We start from the raw sequence: 16783 nt of genomic DNA, 5'->3' as shown, positions 1-16783 counted from the left end.
GTCACTCCTTGACTGGGTCGGTCCGCCCCGGGTCGGCGGACAGCAGGGTGCGGGCGTCCCGGTCGGGGCGGATCAGCAGCGCGGCGATCAGGGCGCCGCCGATCAGCAGCCAGGCGGCCAGGTCGAAGGCGCGGCCGTAGCCGACGGTCTCGCTGGGCGCGGCGTCGATGATGCGGCCGGTGACGTAGGGGGCGAGCAGGCTGGAGAGGGCGGCGAGGGCGTAGGACAGGCCGAGGGCGGCGCTGCGCCGGGCGGGCGGGCAGATGTCGGCGAGGGCGGCGTTGGTCAGCGGGGTCTGGCCGTTGCCCGCGGAGAACGCCAGCACGAGCAGCGGCAGCAGCAGGGCGGCGGGGCCGACCCGGGTCGCGAGCAGCAGACTGACGCCGGCGAGCAGTGGCAGTGTGGCGCCGAGCAGTCCCTGTGCGACCCGGGCGGTCACCCCCCTCCGCAGCAGCCGGTGCGCGACGGCTCCGGCGGTGAGGACCAGGACGGCCATGGCCAGCGCGGGCAGGCCGACGATGCCGCTGACGGCCGCTTCGCTGAACCCGGCCTGTTCCTCCAGGTAGAGCGGCAGCCAGGCGAAGCCGAGGGCGAGCGTCCACATGACGGCGAAGGTGGAGAGGGTGGCGCCGAGCCAGGTGCCGGTGGTGACGATCCGCCAGAAGGGCACGGTGGCCGGTACGTCGGCGCCCGCGTCCTTCGGGACCGCCGGTCCCAGCTGGACGCGGTGCGGGCCGCCCCCGCCGTACCGCAGCCAGCACAGGGTCCACACCAGGCCCGCCGCGCCGAGCAGGCCGAACGCGGCCCGCCAGCCGAAGGTGTCGCTGACCAGGACGACCAGCGGTGCGGCGAGGACGGTGCCCCCCGCGCCGCCCGCGACGACGACCGCCGAGGGCAGGGCGCGGCGACCGGCGGGAAACCAGGTGAACGCGGTGTAGTTGGCCAGCGGGTAGCCCGGCCCCTCGCCCGCGCCGAGCACCACCCGGGTGGCGACCAGCGCGCCGAATCCGGCGGCGGGCAGGAGGATCGGCAGCTGTGCCGCCGCCCACACCAGGGCGAGTACGGCGAGCAGGGGCCGGGGGCGGATCCGGTCGCCGAGGAAGCCGACCGAGACCGCGGAGAGGCTGAACAGCAGATAGAAGCTGCTGGCGATGATCCCGAACTCGGTAGCCGTGAGGCCGAGTTCGTCCTTGATCGGGTCGGCGGTCAGCCCCAGGACCGCCTTGTCGGCGGCGTTGATGACGATGAACAGCGCGAGCAGCGCCAGCACGGTGCGGGCCTCCCGCCCGGCGCCGTCGGCCGTGGCCGGCGTCGGGTCCTCCGTCTCCACGGCCATCCGGGCCCCTCTCGCACCGCGCCGCTACGGAACGGAACAGAGCCGTTCCGTTCGGCCGGGAACGTACACCCGCCCCGGACGGAACGCAACCGTTCCGTCCGGTGTTAATCTCCGCCGGTGGACGCGACCAGCCGGAACGCACTCGACCGCAGGCCCACGGGCTCCGCGGCGCTACGGGAATCCGTGACCGAGACGATCAGGGGGGCGGTGTTCGAGGAACTCGCCGAGACCGGCTACGCCCGGATGTCGATGGAGGCCGTCACCCGCCGGGCCCATGTCGGCAAGGCGGCGCTGTACCGCCGCTGGCCGTCGAAGGAGGCCATGGTCGTCGAGCTGGTCTCGGAGGCCGCCGCCGCGCATCTGCCGCGGGCCGCGGGCTCCGGCTCGCTGCGCGCCGACGTCGAGCGCTTCGTCCGGGACACCATGGCCGACCTGCGGCATCCCCTGGTCGGCCGGATCGTCCCCGACCTGGTGGCGGAGTCGGCGCGCAACCCCTCGCTGCGCGACGCCCTGCACCGGGCGGTGCTCGCGCCCCGGCGGGCGGCCGTGGCGGAGCTGCTGCGGCAGGCGGTGGACCGCGGCGAACTCCCCGAGGACACCGACCTGTCCCTGGCCGTCGACCTGTTCGGCGCCCCGCTGTACTTCCGGATGCTGGCCGTCGGCGGCCCCACGGACGACGCGTACGTCACCCGCCTCACCGGGGCGGTACTCGCGGCGGTGGCCGCCAGTCACTAGGCCGTGGTTTGTCACCCGGGTTTTGTCACCCGGGTGCGTAGACGTGCCCGGGCGGGCGAACTACGGTCGCCGGGCACCCAGCCACGCGGTGGCACGCCGAGCCCAGGAGCCGTGGATGCGCAAAAGCCCCTCGCCCCTGTCCCTGTCCCTGCTGGGCCTCGGGGTCTTCCTGCTGGTCCTCGCCCCGATGCTGGTGTGGTACGTCAAGCCGCGCGCCGCGGTGAACCCGGTCGACATCGATGTGACCGCCGTGTACGAGGGCACGGGCGACTACTTCGACGTCGAGGAGACCGAGACGCTGACGGACCGCCGGATCACCGTCACCCAGCGGGTGCGCGGCGATGTCGCCGACAGCGAGCGCTCCGGCCGCGCGGTCTGGGACATCGTCACCACGGTCGACACGGACGGCTCGCTGCCCGCCGCCGACCCGCACGACGCGCTGGACTTCGCCACCGCCCGCTGGGTCACCGACCGCTCCAGCAACCGCCCCGTGCACTGCTGCGAGGAGCGGCCGTACCACGAGGGGGAGGCGTACCTGAAGTTCCCCTTCGACGTGCAGAAACGCCCCTACCGCTGGTGGGACAGCACGCTCGGCGCAACGGTCACCCTGGAGTACCGGGGCAAGCAGAAGGTCCGCGGCTACGAGGGGTACGTCTTCGAGGGCTCCGTCCCGCCGACGAGGGTCGGGACGCGGCAGGTGCCGGGGGTGCTGGTGGGCCGTGAGCGGGCCGGGCAGGTGTTCGCCGAGGAGTGGTACGCCAACCACGGCATCAGACTGGTCGTCGACCAGCCCACCGGCCGTGTCCTCTTCGCCCGGCTCGGCCCGAGGCAGACCCTGCGCGCCCCCGGCGCGAAGGAGGACGCGGTGGTCCTGCTGGACGTGGAGAAGCTGACGCACACCCCGGCCACGCAGGAGTTCGCGGTCGACCGGGCGAGGGAGGACAGCGCCCGGCTGCGCGCCGTGGGCACCACGGTGCCGGTCGGCGCGGCGGCGGGCGGCGTCGCCCTCGCCACCGCGGGGAGCGTCCTGCTGCTGCGGAAACGGCCCCGTGAGTCCTAGGCTCCGCAGGAGCGCAGGAACCGGCGGGTGCGTACGGCGATGGGCAGCGGCCTGTCCGGCTCGCACGGGTACATGTCCTGCTCGACGATGGCGAACAGGTCCACGCCGAGCCGCTGGGCCGCCGCCAGCACCGGCTCCAGTTCGGGCACCCCGGTGGGCGGTTCGCACATCACCCCGCGCTGCACGGCCGGGCCGAACGGCACCCCGCCCGCGACCACGTCGGCGAGGATCTTGGGGTCGACCTGCTTGAGGTGGAGGTAGCCGAGGCGTTCGCCGTAGGTCTCGATCAGCTTGACGCTGTCGCCGCCGCAGTAGGCGTAGTGCCCGGTGTCCAGGCAGAGGCCGACCAGATCGGCGTCGGTGGCGTCGAGGAAGCGCGTCACGTGCGCCTCGGTGTCGATGTGGGTGTCGGCGTGCGGATGGACGACGATGTCCAGGCCGTAGGCGTCGCGCACCTGTTGGCCGAGGCGTTCCATGCCCCGGGCGAGGTGGGTCCACTGTTCGGCGGTCAGCTCCGGCGGTTCCAGGATCTCGGCGGTCTTGTCGTCGCGCCAGAACGAGGGGATGACGACGAGGTGCCGCGCGCCCATGGCCTCGGTGAGGGCGGCGACCTGGCTGACGTGCTCCCAGGTGGCGTCCCAGACGGCGGGCCCGCGGTGCAGGCCGGTGAAGACGGTGCCCGCGGAGACCTTCAGGTTCCGCTTGGCGATCTCGTCGGTGAGGCGGGCCGGGTCGGTGGGGAGGTAGCCGTAGGGGCCGAGTTCGATCCAGTCGTAGCCCGCTTCGGCGACCTCGTCGAGGAAGCGTTCCCAGGGGACCTGCCGGGGGTCGTCGGGGAACCAGACGCCCCAGGAGTCGGGTGCCGAGCCGACCCGGATGTGGTCCAGCGCAGGGGGCATGTCAGGACTTTCCTTCCGTGGAGCCGGGGACCGGGGCGGTGAGGTCGTCGGCCTCGGGCAGTCCCGCCACGTCGACGCCGCGCACCTGGGCCAGTTCGTGCTTGAGGGCGGCGAGTTCGGCGCCGCCCGCCATGTGGTTGGTCAGCTCCTCCAGACCGACCTCGCTGCGGGCGGCGGAGAGTTCCAGGGTGCCCAGGCGCAGCACGCTGAAGTGGTCGCCGACCATGTAGGCGTGGTGGGGGTTGTGGGTGATGAAGATGACGCCGAGGCCGCGGTCGCGGGCGGCGGCGATGTACTTGAGGACCACGCCGGACTGCTTGACGCCCAGGGCGGCGGTGGGCTCGTCGAGGATCAGGACACGGGCGCCGAAGTGGACGGCGCGGGCGATGGCGACGCACTGCCGCTGGCCGCCGGAGAGGGTGCCGATGGGCTGTTCCAGGTCGTCCAGGACGATGCCCATCTCGCGCAGCTCCCGGTCGGCGGTCTCCTTCATCCGCGGGATGTCCAGGCGCCGGACGGGCCAGGGGCCCCTGGTGAGTTCGGAGCCGAGGAAGAAGTTGCGCCACACCGGCATCAGGGGGACGGTGGCGAGGTCCTGGTAGACGGCGGCGATGCCGCGGTCGAGGGCCTCGCGCGGGGTGCCGAAGCGCACCGGGGTGCCGTCGACGAGGAACTGGCCCTCGGTGTGCTGGTGCAGCCCAGAGATGATCTTGATGAGGGTGGACTTCCCGGCCCCGTTGTCGCCGAGCACACAGGTCACCTTGCCGGGGTGGACGGCCAGGTCGACACCGTGCAGGGCACGGATGTTGCCGTAGGACTTGCCCGCGCCGCGCAGTTCGACGAGGGGGGCGGTGTCGCTGGTGGTCATGGGTGGGTCACCTCCTCGTGGCGGTCCTGCGGACCCACAGGTTGATCAGGGTGGCGCCGAGCAGCATCACGCCGAGGAACGCCTTGAACCAGTCGGGGTTCCAGCCCGCGTAGACGATGCCCTGCTGGACCATGCCGAACATGAAGGCGCCGAAGACGGGGCCGATCGCCGAGCCGTAGCCGCCGGTGAGCAGACAGCCGCCGATCACCGCGGCGGCGATGTAGATCAGCTCCTGGCCCACACCCTCACCGGACTGCACGGTGTTGAAGGAGAACAGGTTGTGCATGCCGACGAACCAGGCACCGAACCCGACCAGCATGAACAGCGAGATCTTGGTGAACGTGACCGGGACACCGACGGCCCGCGCGGAGTCCTTGTTGCCGCCGACGGCGAAGACCCAGTTGCCGTACTTGGTGCGCAGCAGCACCCAGGTCGCCAGCGCAGCGAAGACCAGCCACCACACCACGGTGATCTTCACCTGTACGCCGCCCACCTCGAACGAGGACGCGAAGAGCGCCTTGGCCTGCTCGAAGCCCTCCATGTCGCTGATGTCGTCGGTGGCGACATTGCCGGTGACCAGCTTGGTGATGGCGAGGTTGGCGCCCTGGAGGATCAGGAAGGTGCCGAGGGTGACCAGGAAGCTGGGCAGTCCGGTCTTCACCAGCATCCACCCGTTGAAGAGGCCGACCGCGAGCGAGACGGCGAGCGCCGCGATCACCCCCGTCCACACGTTCAGGGTGAGCTGGTAGCTGAGCATGCTCGCGGTCAGCGCCGAGGTGATGACGGCGACCCCGGCGGACAGGTCGAACTCGCCGCCGATCATCAGCAGCGCCACCGGCAGGGCCATGATCCCGATGGTGGACGACTGATAGAGGATGTTCGCCATCGAACTGCCGTCGCGCACCGGTTCGGCCACGACGAGGAAGAACACCAGCACCGCGACCGCGCCGAGGAACACCCCCACCTCCGGCCGGGCGAGCAGCCGCAGCGCCAGGGGCCGCTGGGTGGTCCGCCCGTCGGTCTTGCGGGGGCCGGAGCCCGGCGGCGCGGTCACCGCCGGCTCAGCCTGCTGGGCCATGCTCATCACCGGGTGCCCTTCGCGGCGTAGTCCGCGATCGTGTCGACGTTGGACTTGTCGACGAAGGCCGGGCCGGTCAGCACCGGCTGCTCCCCGCCGCCGCTGTAGTTGCCGTTGTTCTGGTAGAGCCAGAGCCCGTCGACGGCCAGGTAGCCCTGGAGGTAGGGCTGCTGGTCGACGGCGAACTGGATGGAGTCGTCCTGGATGGCCTTGGTGAGCTGCTTGTTCAGGTCGAAGGTGGCGACCTTGGCGGAACTGCCCGCGTCGTCCACCGACTTGACGGCGGTCAGCGCGAAGGGGGCGCCGAGGGTGACGACGTAGTCGATGGCGGAGTCCTGCTTCAGCTTGGCCGTGATGGTCGACTGCACGGACGGCATGTCGGTGCCGTTGACGTAGAGGGTCTCGGTCTTGCCCTCGAAGGTCTTCTTCACGCCGTCGCAGCGCTGGGTGAGACCGATGTTGCCCTGTTCCTGGATGACGCAGACGGCGTTCTTGGCGCCGACCTCGTTGAGCTTCTTGCCGAACGCCTCGCCCGCGACGGTCTCGTCCTGGCCGAAGAACTCCAGCAGTCCGAGGTCCTTCCAGTCGCTCAGCCCGGAGTTGATGCCGACCACGGGTATCCCGGCCTGCTCCGCCTTGGCGACGACGCCCTTCAGTGCGTCCGGCTTGGCGAGGGTGACCGCGATGCCGTCGACCTTCTGGTCGATGGCGTTCTGCACCAGGGTGGCCTGGTTGCCCGCGTTGGGGTCGGCGGAGTAGATCAGCTCGACGTTGTCCTTGGCGGCGGCGGCCTCGGCTCCCTTGCGGACGATGTCCCAGAAGGTGTCGCCGGGCGACTGGTGGGTGACGAGGGCGATCGTCATCCGGGGCGTGTTCGCCTTGCCCGCCGAGGCGTTCTCTCCGCCCTCCTCCGACTTCTTGCCGCCGGACTCGCTGGAGCATCCGGCGAGGGTCAGGGCGGCCGCCGCGGCGAGGGCCACGACCGGGGCGATTTTGCGGGAGTGCGAAGAGCGGTCCATCTTGCCTGCACCTCACTGTGCGACCGGGGGAACACTGCTGTCGTGCTGGGACCGAATCCAAATCCCTGCGACGCCCACTGTCAATACTTTGTTAAGACATCATTGCACAAACAGGTCAGTATGTTAGGACAAACGGCCTCCGCTTGACGAACCGACCCCCGAGGAGCACAGTCGTAGGGAGACCTTTACGTCGTAAACATACGTCGTCCGCCGCAGGAGCGTCCGGCATGGCACGCAGCGATCCCCTGCCGACGACCGTCCTCGTCACCGGCGGGGCCGGTTACCTGGGCAGCCACGCCTGCGTGGAGCTCCTCGACCACGGCTACGAGGTCATCGTGGTCGACGACTACTCCAACAGCTCCCCCCAGGTCCTCGCCCGGGTCGAACGGCTCGCGGGCCGGTTCGTCGGCGCCGTCTACGAGCTGGACATCCGTGACCGGCGCGCCCTCTCGGCCGTCTTCGACCGGCACGCCGTGGACGCGGTGGTGCACTTCGCCGCGGTCAAGTCGGTCAGCGGCTCGACACGGCTGCCCGCGCACTACTACGACGTCAACGTCGGCGGCACCACAGCGCTGCTGGGCTGCATGCAGGACCACCGGGTGCACCGCCTGGTGTTCGCCTCCTCGGCCGCGGTCTACGGCGACGCGGGCCCCGGGCCCCTCCACGAGGCCACCCCGACGGGCCCCACCAACCCGTACGCGGCCTCCAAGTGGTGGTGCGAACGGATACTCGCCGACATCTGCCACCACCGGCCCGAGTACACCGTGCTGAGCCTGCGCCACTTCAACCCGGCCGGGGCCCACCCCAGCGGACTGCTCGGCGAGGACCCGCGCGGCACGCCCGACAGCCTGCTGCCGAACCTGTCCCGGGTGGCCGTCGGACGACGGGAGCGGCTCGGCGTCCACGGCGTCGACTACCCCACCCGCGACGGCACCCCGGTCCGCGACTACGTACACGTCATGGACACCGTCGACGCGCACCGCCTGGCCCTGGACCACCTCTCCGACGCAGGCGGCCTGCACGTCTACAACGTCGGCCGGGGACAGGGCAGTTCGGTGCTGGAGGTGATCGGCGCGTTCTCCGAGGCGTGCGGACGTCCGGTGCCCTACGAGTTCACCCCCCGGCGCCCCGGCGACGTCGCCGAACTGGTCGCGGACGCGAGCGCCGTGAGCCGCGCCTGGGGCTGGCGCCCCACCCGGGACCTGACCGACATGTGCCGGGACGCCTGGCACTTCCAGCGGCTGAACCCGCAGGGCTACGCGGGCTCCTCGCGGCGCACCGGCTCGGCGGCCAACTGAGCCGCCGGTCGCTCCGAGAGCGCGAACGCCGTCTCCACCAGGGCGATGTGGCTGCCCGCCTGGGGCGCGTTGCCGAGCTGGCGGCCCGCGTCCGCGTCCCAGCGCTCCGCGAGCAGTCCCACGTCGTTGCGGACCGCGAGGACCCGCTCGAAGGTCTCCCGCGCCTCGACGGGACGACCGGTGGCGGCGAGCGCGTCGGCGTACCAGAGGGAGCAGGCCACGAACGCGCCGTCGGGGCCGTCGGAGGCGTCGGGCGTGTACCGGCCGAGGAACCCGCCGTGGCCGAGGCGGGCCATGGCCCGGACCGTGCCGCGCACCCGTTCGTCGTGCGCGGGCAGGAAGCCGAGCCGGGGGATCAGCAGGGCGGAGGCGTCCAGCGCCGGGGAGCCGTAGCACTGGACGAAGGAGCCCTGTGCCGCGTCCCAGCCCTGGCGGCACACCTGCCTGCCTATCTCCCGCCGCATGGCGCGCCACTCGCCGGAGGAGCCGTTGCGGGCGAGCAGCCTGCCCATCCGCAGGGCACGGTCGGCGGCCACCCACGCCATCACCTTGGAGTGCACGAACTGCCGCCGGGCGCCCCGGATCTGCCACAGCCCCTGGTCGGGTTCGCGCCAGTGCCGGTGCAGGAAGCCCATCAGCGCCTCGACCAGGTCCCACACGTGGGCGGGCAGCGCGATTCCGGACCTGAGCGACTGGAAGAGGGTGTCCAGGACCTCGCCGTACACGTCGAGCTGGAACTGGCCCACCGCCGAGTTCCCGAACCGGACCGGCCGGGAGTCCTCGTAGCCCACGAGCCACGGCGCCTCGGTCTCCGGCAGCAGGCGCTGCCCGGCGACGCCGTAGACGGTCTGGAGGCCGCCGGGGTCGCCCGCGACGGCCCGCACCAGCCAGTCCAGCCAGGCGGCGGCCTCCTCCCGGTAGCCGCTGCGCAGCAGACAGGACAGGGTCAGGGTGGAGTCGCGCAGCCAGCAGTAGCGGTGGTCGAAGTTGCGGTCGCCGCCGATGCGGCCGGGCAGCGAGGTGGTGGGGGCGGCGACGATCCCGCCGGTGGGCGCGTAGGTGAGGGCCTTGAGGGTGATCAGCGACCGTACGACGGCCTCCCGCCACGGACCCCGGTAGCGGCACTGCGCGACCCAGCGCCGCCAGTAGCCCTCGGTCTCCTTCAGGGCCGTCTCGCCCGGCACGGACAGCGGCGCGGGCGGCGCCGACCGGTGCGAGGGCGACCAGGCCAGCGTCAGCGCCACCCGCCGCCCGGCGGGGACGGTGAAGTCCCACACCGTGGCGTCCTCGTCGTGGCCCGCCCGCACGGACCCGTCCGGGCCGAGCCACACGGCGTCCGGCCCGGCGACCGCGACCGTGCAGCGCCCCGCGTCGCGCACCCAGGGCACCACCCGGCCCTGGTGGAAGCGCAGCCGCAGCTCGCTGCGGACGGACACGGCACCGGAGAGCCCCTCGACGACCCGGACGAGACAGGGCAGTTCGGCGCGCGGCGGCATGAAGTCGGTGACCCGGACGGTGCCGGCCGCGGTCTCCCACACCGTGTCGAGGACCAGCGTGTCGGGCCGGTAGGCGCGGCGCGCGCAGACGCCGCCGCCGGACGGCGCGACCCGCCAGAACCCGTTGTCCGCCGTGCCCAGCAGGGCGGCCAGGCAGGCGGGCGAGTCGAAGCGCGGCAGACAGAGCCAGTCGACGCAACCGTCCCGGCCGATCATGGCGGCGGTCTCCAGGTCGCTGGTGAGGGCGTAGTCCTCGATGGGTGGACTCATGGCCATCCCCCGGAAACGGCGGCACGCCGGCGGCAGCCGACCACCGGCGTGACCACGGTGGGCCCGCTCAGGCGCGGCCCTTCTCATAGGTGACGAGCCCCTGGGAGAGCCGGAGCGGAACCAGGACCAGCTCCACGAGCAGGGCCTTCCAGGCGTAGTACGTGTTCACCACCTTGTTGAGGTACACGTAGGGGAAGTTCCGCACGACCACGCGGTAGGGGATTTTTCGCCGGTGTGCGCCGTAGAACAGCGGTGGGGTGAGGAGCAGCAGCTCGAAGCCCATCCACCACAGCATGGTCATCATCACCCCCTGGCCCCAGACGAAGACCAACAGGAACGGCATCGCGTACCACAGCGGAGCCGTGACGATGTCCCACACGGCGATGAGGATCCACAGCAGGAGCAGCGGCTTGTGCCGGGCGAGGTGGAACGTGTGGATCCTGACGTTCTGGAAGAAGCCCGCCATCCAGCGCCACACCTGCTTGCGCAGGTAGGTCAGCGTCGAGGGGTCGGCGGCCTGGGCGACGGCGTCGCCCACGTACACGGCTCTGCGGCCCTCCTCCTGTTTGGACCACGTGTAGTCCATGTCCTCGACGACGGTCCGCTCGGGGAAGCCGCCGAACTCGCGCAGTTCCCGGGTGCGGAACGCCGAGCAGCATCCCGAGCAGACCACGGGGCTGTTGGCGGCGTTCTGGATGGGGCGCTGGAAGTGGAAGCCGAAGAGGTACTCGATCGACCGGCCGCGTTCGGGGGCGGTGTCCTCGAACCGGGTCAGGACGCATCCGGCGGCGACCGCCACCCTCGGGTTCTCGAACGGCTCCAGGATCAGCTCGACGTAGTCCCGCGCGAGGACGGTGTCCGCGTCCACCGGCAGTACCAGATCGGTCCATACGTACCGCAGCCCGTAGTTCTGGGCCCGTGCCTTGCTGCCCTGGTTGGTCTCGGCGGTGAAGACGGTGACTCCGTAGGACAGCGCGACCTGTCGGGTCCGGTCGGTGGAGTGGTCGTCGACGACGATGACCTCGTCGAACGGGTGGGTCTGGGAGAGCAGGGATTCCAGCGTGTCCCCGAGTCCCTGCTCCTCGTTGTGCGCGGGGACTATCGCACTGATCGTGGTCATCTACCGCCCTCGCGCCCTGCTGACCAGCCGCATCAGAGCTCCCCCGCCGGCCACCGCCAGCCCGACGATGGCGTAGAGCGGCCAGGACACCCCCGTGTGGGCGAGTGATCCGTTGTGAGTCATCGGTGCCTCCGTAGACTTGAGGCGTATGTTTACGACATATACGTACAGCTTCGGACGGGCGTCCGATATTGTCAAGCTCGCCACATATGCGCACCGTTGGTGTCAGGACCACCGGAGGAGAGGCCATGACGGAGGACGCCGTACCGGCACGCCGCGCGAGTGACCGGGGCCGTTACGGTCGGCTGAGCCGGGGGCGGGTGCTCGCCAGCGCCCTGGACCTGGTGGACCGGGAAGGGCTGTCCGCGCTCAGCATGCGACGGCTCGGCGCCGAGCTGGGTGTGGAGGCGATGGCGCTCTACCGCTACGCCGCGAGCAAGGACGTCCTGCTGGACGGCCTGGTCGAGGCGCTGTACCTGGAGCTGGAGGAGCGGCTGGCAGCCGAGGCCAAGGACACGGCCGACGAGTCACCCGCCTGGCGCAGCGGCCTCCACCAGATCGCACGGGCGACCTACGAGGTCTGCCTGGCCCACCCGCAGGCGGTGCCGCTGCTGGCCACCCGGATGCTCGCCGTCCCGCTGGCCCGCCGCCCGCTCGCCGTCCTCAAGGACCACGAGCGGGTCTTCGCCCTGCTGAGGGAGGCGGGCCTGGACGACGCCCGCGCCGCCGTCGCCTTCCGTGCCTTCACCGCCTGGCTGCTCGGGTACGTCTTCGCGGAGCTGCGCCCGATGGTCGACAACCCCGACGAGCCCGACCCCGCCTTCCGCCTCGGCCTGCACCGCATGCCGCCGCAGGAACTGCCGATCCTGCGCGCGGCCGCCCCCGACCTGGCCGAGCAGGGCGGTCCCGGTCAGCTGGCGGCAGGGCTGGACGCGCTGCTCGACCGGCTGGTGGGGACGTGACCCACGGCCGTCAGTGCGCGGCGTCCAGCCGCCGCCGCTGCTCCGCCGTCAGCTCCAGGTCCACGGCGGCCAGGCTCTCGTCGAGCTGGCCCACCGAGGACGCCCCCACCAGCGGGATGATCGGCAGGTCGGCGCCCATCTGCCAGGCCAGCACCACCTGGTTCGGGGTGGCCCCGGTCTCCCGGGCGACCTCGTGCAGCACCGCGAGGCGGGCCGGGGTGCCGGGGTGGTCGAAGTCGGCGGGAAGCCGGTCCGGGTGGGTGTAGGCGCCCTTCAGCAGGGGCGAGTACGCGACCAGCGTGAGGCCCGGTTCGGCGCGCAGATAGCTGAGCAGCTCGGCGCCCGCGTGGCCGAGGCTGCCGTCCGGGAAGAGGCCGTCGGGGACGTCGAGGCGCGGACGCAGATGGCTGTGCGCGTACTGGAGCACCTCGTAGCCCGGCAGTCCGGCCCCGGCGGCGAGCGCGCGGGCCCGCTCCACCCGCCAGACGGCGTGGTTGCTGACGCCGAGCAGGCCGACCGTGCCCTCGGCGACCAGTGCGGCGAACCCCTCGACGGTCTCCCGCAGCGGCACCGTACGGTCCTCGATGTGCGCGTAGAGCAGGTCGAGACGGTCCACGCCGAGCCGTTCGCGGCTGCGCTCGGCCGCCTCCCGGATCACCTTGGCCGACAGGCCCTCCGGGTTGTCGACGTAGCCGGTGCCGGGGGCGAGGGGGCGGGCGCCGAGCTTGGTGGCGATGACGACCTCGTCACCGATACCCCGGCTGCGCCGCCAGCGGCCCAGCAGTTCCTCGCTCTGCCCGCCCTGGCCGCCGTCCGCCCAGAAGGCGTAGTTGTCGGACGTGTCGACGAAGGTGCCGCCCGCCTCGACATAGCGGTCGAGGACGGCGAACGAGGTCTCCTCGTCGGTCGCCGAGCCGAACCACATCGCGCCGAGCGCCAGCGCGCTCACCTCGCGGCGGGTGGCCGGGCCGGTGCCGATGGTGCGGTACTTCATGGGTGTCCTCCCGTTCGCGGCCCCACGCCTCTCGGGGGCTCACGAACGGGAGTCTTCAGCTTGGAGCGCACGCGAAGTCAAGGACGTGCGCGCCCGGTCATCGCGAACGGCCCCTCCAGCGCCGCCCACTGGAGCAGCATGATGGTCTTGGCGTCGGCGATCTCGCCCGTCCGGATCATCGCCAGCGCCCTGCGGAAGGGCAGTTCGACGATCTCGATGTCCTCGCCCTCCTCGTCGAGGCCGCCGCCCTCGTGGGTGCGGGTGGCCGGACCGTAGGAGGCGGCGTAGAAGCTGACGCGTTCGGTGACCGACCCGGGGCTCATGTAGACGTCGAAGACGTGCCGTACCTCGCCGATGGTGTGCCCGGTCTCCTCGACGACCTCGCGCCGTACGGCGATCTCCGGGTGCTCGTCCTCGTCGTCGAGCAGTCCGCCCGGCGTCTCGATCAGCATGCCGTCGGGGTGCCCGTTGACGTAGACGGGGAAGCGGAACTGGCGGGTGAGCAGCACGGTTTCGCGTTCGGCGTCGTACAGGAGCATCGTGGCGCCGTTGCCGCGGTCGTGCGTCTCGCGCTCCTGGGTGCTCCAGGTGCCGTCGGCGCGCTGGAGGTCGAAGGTCGTGGCGCGCTCCACGTACCAGTGGCTGGAGAGCAGCTTCACGTCCCGCACCTTCACGCGCGGGTTGCCGGTCAGCTCGCGTCCGGTCCGGTCGAGTCCGGTACGGCCGCGGCGGTCGGGGGTGTCGATTCCGGCGGTCATCGGACGGGGGCGGGGTCGTGGGGCCCGGTGGCAGGGGACTGGGCGCCGCGCGGCGCGGGGAAGTGACTCATACGCCGCTTCTACCACCTCGCCGAGGGCGCCCGCCGGAAGCGCCGCCGACCCGGAGACCGGCGACGGCTCCCTCGCGGACGGCTGCGGCGCGTCAGACCCGCGTGCCGAACCTCTCCCACACCCGGTGCCGGCCGAGCAGCCCGGTGACCTGCTCCAGGGCGGCCGTCCCGGAGTCGGCGACGACCACGCCGGGCGCGTCGACGGGCACCCCGGCCGCCGTCAGGGCGGCCTCGCCGCCCGCCCAGACACCGATGGCCTTGCCGTGCCGGAAGGCCTCCTGGAGCAGCAGGACGACCCGGGGGTCGGTGACCGCCTGCCCGGAGGGCACGGGGTCGGACTTGGCGTCCCGGGCGGTGTACGCGTCGGGGCCCACGGCGGGCGTCCCGGCCAGCAGGACGGCGTCGAACTCCACGGACCGCGCGGTGACGAAGGAGCGCTGCGCGGTCAGCGCGCCGTCGCCGAGCGTGCCTCCCGTCGGCGCGACGACGAGCGGGACCATACCGGCGGTCAGGACGGCCTCCCGTACGGCGCCCACGCCCTCCAGGTCGTCCCCGCCGGTGACGACGCCGATCATCCGGCCCTCGGTGGGCCACACCTTGCCGACCTGCGACAGAGCCGGGCTGGGCGCGACGTCGGCGAGCGGCACGGTCGGCTCGGGCGCCGGGAGGCCGAGCCCGTCGGCGACCTGCTGGCACAGCTCGGGGTCGATGTTGGCGAGGACCTGGAGCGTGCGCTCCCTGACGGCCTGTTCGTAGCACTTGCCCAGTTCGAAGACGTAAGCGCCGACGATGTGCTCCCGCTCCACCGGGCTCATGCTGAGCCAGAACCGGCGCGGCTGGCTGAAGTGGTCCGCGAACGACTCGGGGGCCTCGCGCACCTTCCTGCCCTCCGGCACCCGCACCGGCGCCTCGACGAACGCCCCGGTGTCCGCGCCCGCGGTGAACGGGCAGCCGCCGTCCAGGGAGTTGGGCCGGTACGGCGCGACGCCCCGGTGGACGGCCGTCTGGTGCATGCCGTCGCGCTGCATGTCGTTGACGGGGGCGTGCGGGCGGTTGATGGGCAGCTGGGGGAAGTTGGGGCCGCCCAGGCGGGTGATCTGGGTGTCCAGGTACGAGAAGAGGCGGCCCGCGAGCAGCGGGTCGTCGGTGATGTCGATGCCGGGCACCAGGTGGCCGACGTGGAAGGCGACCTGCTCGGTCTCGGCGAAGAAGTTCGACGGGTTGCGGTTGAGGGTGAGCAGCCCGATCGGCTGCACCGGTGCCATCTCCTCGGGCACGATGTTCGTCGGGTCCAGCAGGTCGATGCCCTCGAAGGTCTGCTCCGGGGTGTCGGGGAACGTCTGGATGCCCAGCTCCCACTGCGGGTACGCGCCCGCCTCGATGGCGTCGGCGAGGTCCCGGCGGTGGAAGTCCGGGTCGACGCCGTTGATGAGCTGCGCCTCGTCCCAGACCAGGGAGTGCACGCCCAGCTTGGGCTTCCAGTGGAACTTCACCAGCGTGGTCTCACCGGCGGCGTTGACCAGCCGGAAGGTGTGGACGCCGAAGCCCTCCATCATCCGGAAGGAGCGCGGGATGCCCCGGTCGCCCATGAAGAAGATGGTGTGGTGGGTGGCCTCGGTGTGCAGCGACACGAAGTCCCAGAAGGTGTCGTGGGCGCTCTGCGCCTGCGGGATCTCCCGGTCCGGGTGCGGCTTCGCCGCGTGGACGACGTCCGGGAACTTGATGGCGTCCTGGATGAAGAAGACCGGGATGTTGTTGCCGACCAGGTCGAAGACGCCCTCGCTGGTGTAGAACTTCGTCGCGAAGCCGCGGGTGTCGCGCACCGTGTCGGCGGAGCCCCGGGAGCCGACCACCGTGGAGAACCGCACGAACACCGGCGTCTCGACGTCCTTGGCGAGGAACGCCGCCTTCGTGACCGAGGCGGCGGTGCCGTAGCCCTGGAAGACGCCGTGCGCGCCCGCGCCCCGGGCGTGGACCACGCGCTCCGGAATGCGCTCGTGGTCGAAGTGCATGACCTTCTCGCGCAGATGGTGGTCCTGGAGCAGCACGGGCCCGCGCGGACCGGCCTTGAGCGAGTGGTCGGTGTCGTACAGCCGGGCGCCCTGGGCGGTCGTCAGATAGGCGCCGCCCTGGGCCACGTCCGCCTGGTCGGCGCCGGTGGGCTGCCCGGTCGGTGACATGGTGTCCGGGCCGCTCTGGTCGGGCTTCGGCGGCAGCGGCTCCCGGGGCTCGGTGGGTTCCGCCACGGTCGGGGACTCGGGACCCGGCTTCCCGGGGATGCCGTCCTCCGGTCCGGTGGCGTCCCGCAGGGTGTCGGTGACCTTGTCCGTCACTCGCTTGAGAGGATTGGACTCGCTCATACGTCTGGGTTCCTTCGCATTCCGGCCGGTCGGCCGCTGTCGTCACGGCCCTGGGTCACTGACGCTGACCGCGCGGCGGGTACCCATTCCTGCCGGGGCAAGCAGCGCCTTTCTCAGCGGCGGTCACCGGGACGGGCGACGGACGCGACGTCCCCCGCCGCGACCTCCCGGGCGGTCGCCGCGAGGATCGTCTCGCCGTCGTGGACGCCGCCCCGGCAGCGCCGGGTGAACGCGCCGCCCTCGCCGTCCGCCGCCACGATGATCATTCCGCCGCCCCGGAGGCACTCGGACGCGGTGACGTCGACGGGCGCGGCGACCGCGTCGGTGACGGCGGCGGGGGCCGGCCCGACGGCCAGGGCCAGGGCCAGGGACAGGGCCAGAGCCAGGGCCAGGGACGGGGATAGGGCCAGGGACGGGGCCCCCACGCACGACGACTTGCTCACGGCGGCTCAGCTCCCG

General features: G+C 72.0%; 16 protein-coding genes. 4 read left to right on the top strand and 12 right to left on the bottom strand.

Annotation, left to right across the window (positions count from 1 at the left end; all coding sequences use genetic code 11):
- Position 1 precedes the first annotated feature (1 nt).
- Entirely contained in the window at positions 2 to 1336 is a 1335-nt protein-coding gene (locus KBY47_RS12610) for an MFS transporter (RefSeq protein ID WP_210921143.1), read from the bottom strand.
- A 117-nt stretch (positions 1337 to 1453) separates the two neighbouring features.
- On the opposite strand from KBY47_RS12610, the gene KBY47_RS12605 reads away from it, so the two are divergent.
- Both KBY47_RS12605 and KBY47_RS12600 read left to right on the top strand, forming a co-directional pair.
- Entirely contained in the window at positions 1454 to 2071 is a 618-nt protein-coding gene (locus KBY47_RS12605; RefSeq protein ID WP_210921142.1) for a TetR/AcrR family transcriptional regulator, read from the top strand.
- 115 nt (positions 2072 to 2186) lie between these two features.
- Complete coding sequence (locus tag KBY47_RS12600; protein ID WP_210921141.1) at positions 2187 to 3131, top strand: DUF3068 domain-containing protein; 945 nt, start codon at positions 2187 to 2189, stop codon at positions 3129 to 3131.
- On the opposite strand, the gene KBY47_RS12595 is transcribed toward KBY47_RS12600, so the two are convergent.
- From KBY47_RS12595 to KBY47_RS12580, 4 genes are read right to left on the bottom strand one after another with little or no spacing between them, the layout of a single operon-like run.
- The gene (locus KBY47_RS12595; protein ID WP_210921140.1) at positions 3128 to 4030 is read right to left on the bottom strand and encodes a sugar phosphate isomerase/epimerase; all 903 of its coding nucleotides are present in this window, start codon (positions 4028 to 4030) and stop codon (positions 3128 to 3130) included. The two genes, KBY47_RS12600 and KBY47_RS12595, sit on opposite strands and share 4 nt — an antisense overlap.
- Position 4031: 1 nt before the next feature.
- Complete coding sequence (locus KBY47_RS12590) at positions 4032 to 4898, bottom strand: ATP-binding cassette domain-containing protein (protein WP_210921139.1); 867 nt, start codon at positions 4896 to 4898, stop codon at positions 4032 to 4034.
- A 7-nt stretch (positions 4899 to 4905) separates the two neighbouring features.
- On the bottom strand, positions 4906 to 5982 hold the full coding sequence (locus KBY47_RS12585) for an ABC transporter permease (protein WP_210921138.1): 1077 nt from the start codon (positions 5980 to 5982) through the stop codon (positions 4906 to 4908).
- Positions 5982 to 6995 carry a sugar ABC transporter substrate-binding protein gene (locus KBY47_RS12580; RefSeq protein ID WP_210921137.1) on the bottom strand — a complete coding sequence of 338 codons (1014 nt, stop codon included), beginning with the start codon at positions 6993 to 6995 and terminating at the stop codon, positions 5982 to 5984. The genes KBY47_RS12585 and KBY47_RS12580 overlap by 1 nt, the downstream gene beginning before the upstream one ends.
- Before the next feature lie 227 nt (positions 6996 to 7222).
- On the opposite strand from KBY47_RS12580, the gene galE reads away from it, so the two are divergent.
- Positions 7223 to 8293: a UDP-glucose 4-epimerase GalE gene (gene galE / locus KBY47_RS12575; protein ID WP_210921136.1), complete on the top strand. Its 1071-nt coding sequence runs from the start codon at positions 7223 to 7225 to the stop codon at positions 8291 to 8293.
- On the opposite strand, the gene KBY47_RS12570 is transcribed toward galE, so the two are convergent.
- From KBY47_RS12570 to KBY47_RS12560, 3 genes are all read right to left on the bottom strand, one after another.
- On the bottom strand, positions 8251 to 10059 hold the full coding sequence (locus KBY47_RS12570; RefSeq protein WP_210921135.1) for a glycoside hydrolase family 15 protein: 1809 nt from the start codon (positions 10057 to 10059) through the stop codon (positions 8251 to 8253). The two genes, galE and KBY47_RS12570, sit on opposite strands and share 43 nt — an antisense overlap.
- A 67-nt stretch (positions 10060 to 10126) precedes the next feature.
- A complete protein-coding gene (locus KBY47_RS12565; protein WP_210921134.1) occupies positions 10127 to 11179 on the bottom strand; it encodes a glycosyltransferase family 2 protein in 1053 nt (350 codons plus the stop codon).
- Complete coding sequence (locus KBY47_RS12560) at positions 11180 to 11302, bottom strand: LPXTG cell wall anchor domain-containing protein (RefSeq protein ID WP_210921133.1); 123 nt, start codon at positions 11300 to 11302, stop codon at positions 11180 to 11182.
- Between the two features lie 125 nt (positions 11303 to 11427).
- Here KBY47_RS12560 and KBY47_RS12555 point away from each other — a divergent pair, with 125 nt between their 5' ends.
- Positions 11428 to 12141, top strand: coding sequence for a TetR/AcrR family transcriptional regulator (locus KBY47_RS12555; RefSeq protein ID WP_210921132.1), 714 nt, complete (start codon positions 11428 to 11430; stop codon positions 12139 to 12141).
- Positions 12142 to 12151: 10 nt separating this feature from the next.
- Here KBY47_RS12555 and KBY47_RS12550 read toward each other — a convergent pair whose 3' ends face one another.
- From KBY47_RS12550 to KBY47_RS12535, 4 genes are all read right to left on the bottom strand, one after another.
- Entirely contained in the window at positions 12152 to 13135 is a 984-nt protein-coding gene (locus KBY47_RS12550) for an aldo/keto reductase (protein ID WP_210921131.1), read from the bottom strand.
- Positions 13136 to 13212: 77 nt separating this feature from the next.
- Positions 13213 to 13893 carry an NUDIX domain-containing protein gene (locus KBY47_RS12545; RefSeq protein ID WP_210921130.1) on the bottom strand — a complete coding sequence of 227 codons (681 nt, stop codon included), beginning with the start codon at positions 13891 to 13893 and terminating at the stop codon, positions 13213 to 13215.
- A gap of 163 nt (positions 13894 to 14056) precedes the next feature.
- The gene (locus KBY47_RS12540; RefSeq protein WP_210921129.1) at positions 14057 to 16324 is read right to left on the bottom strand and encodes a catalase; all 2268 of its coding nucleotides are present in this window, start codon (positions 16322 to 16324) and stop codon (positions 14057 to 14059) included.
- A gap of 113 nt (positions 16325 to 16437) precedes the next feature.
- Positions 16438 to 16767, bottom strand: coding sequence for a hypothetical protein (locus tag KBY47_RS12535; protein ID WP_247694596.1), 330 nt, complete (start codon positions 16765 to 16767; stop codon positions 16438 to 16440).
- Positions 16768 to 16783 lie beyond the last annotated feature (16 nt).

Source organism: Streptomyces sp. B93 (assembly GCF_018070565.1).
GTDB lineage: Bacteria > Actinomycetota > Actinomycetes > Streptomycetales > Streptomycetaceae > Streptomyces.
Note: the sequence above shows the minus strand (reverse complement) of the source record. Positions and strands in the feature narration are given on the sequence as shown.

Coding starts and splice junctions, on each gene's coding strand:
- KBY47_RS12610 (WP_210921143.1), bottom strand. CDS start 1,336: ATGGCCGTGGAGACGGAGGACCCGACGCCGGCCACGGCCGACGGCGCC.
- KBY47_RS12600 (WP_210921141.1), top strand. CDS start 2,187: ATGCGCAAAAGCCCCTCGCCCCTGTCCCTGTCCCTGCTGGGCCTCGGG.
- KBY47_RS12595 (WP_210921140.1), bottom strand. CDS start 4,030: ATGCCCCCTGCGCTGGACCACATCCGGGTCGGCTCGGCACCCGACTCC.
- KBY47_RS12590 (WP_210921139.1), bottom strand. CDS start 4,898: ATGACCACCAGCGACACCGCCCCCCTCGTCGAACTGCGCGGCGCGGGC.
- KBY47_RS12585 (WP_210921138.1), bottom strand. CDS start 5,982: ATGAGCATGGCCCAGCAGGCTGAGCCGGCGGTGACCGCGCCGCCGGGC.
- KBY47_RS12580 (WP_210921137.1), bottom strand. CDS start 6,995: ATGGACCGCTCTTCGCACTCCCGCAAAATCGCCCCGGTCGTGGCCCTC.
- galE (WP_210921136.1), top strand. CDS start 7,223: ATGGCACGCAGCGATCCCCTGCCGACGACCGTCCTCGTCACCGGCGGG.
- KBY47_RS12570 (WP_210921135.1), bottom strand. CDS start 10,059: ATGAGTCCACCCATCGAGGACTACGCCCTCACCAGCGACCTGGAGACC.
- KBY47_RS12565 (WP_210921134.1), bottom strand. CDS start 11,179: ATGACCACGATCAGTGCGATAGTCCCCGCGCACAACGAGGAGCAGGGA.
- KBY47_RS12560 (WP_210921133.1), bottom strand. CDS start 11,302: ATGACTCACAACGGATCACTCGCCCACACGGGGGTGTCCTGGCCGCTC.
- KBY47_RS12555 (WP_210921132.1), top strand. CDS start 11,428: ATGACGGAGGACGCCGTACCGGCACGCCGCGCGAGTGACCGGGGCCGT.
- KBY47_RS12550 (WP_210921131.1), bottom strand. CDS start 13,135: ATGAAGTACCGCACCATCGGCACCGGCCCGGCCACCCGCCGCGAGGTG.
- KBY47_RS12545 (WP_210921130.1), bottom strand. CDS start 13,893: ATGACCGCCGGAATCGACACCCCCGACCGCCGCGGCCGTACCGGACTC.
- KBY47_RS12540 (WP_210921129.1), bottom strand. CDS start 16,324: ATGAGCGAGTCCAATCCTCTCAAGCGAGTGACGGACAAGGTCACCGAC.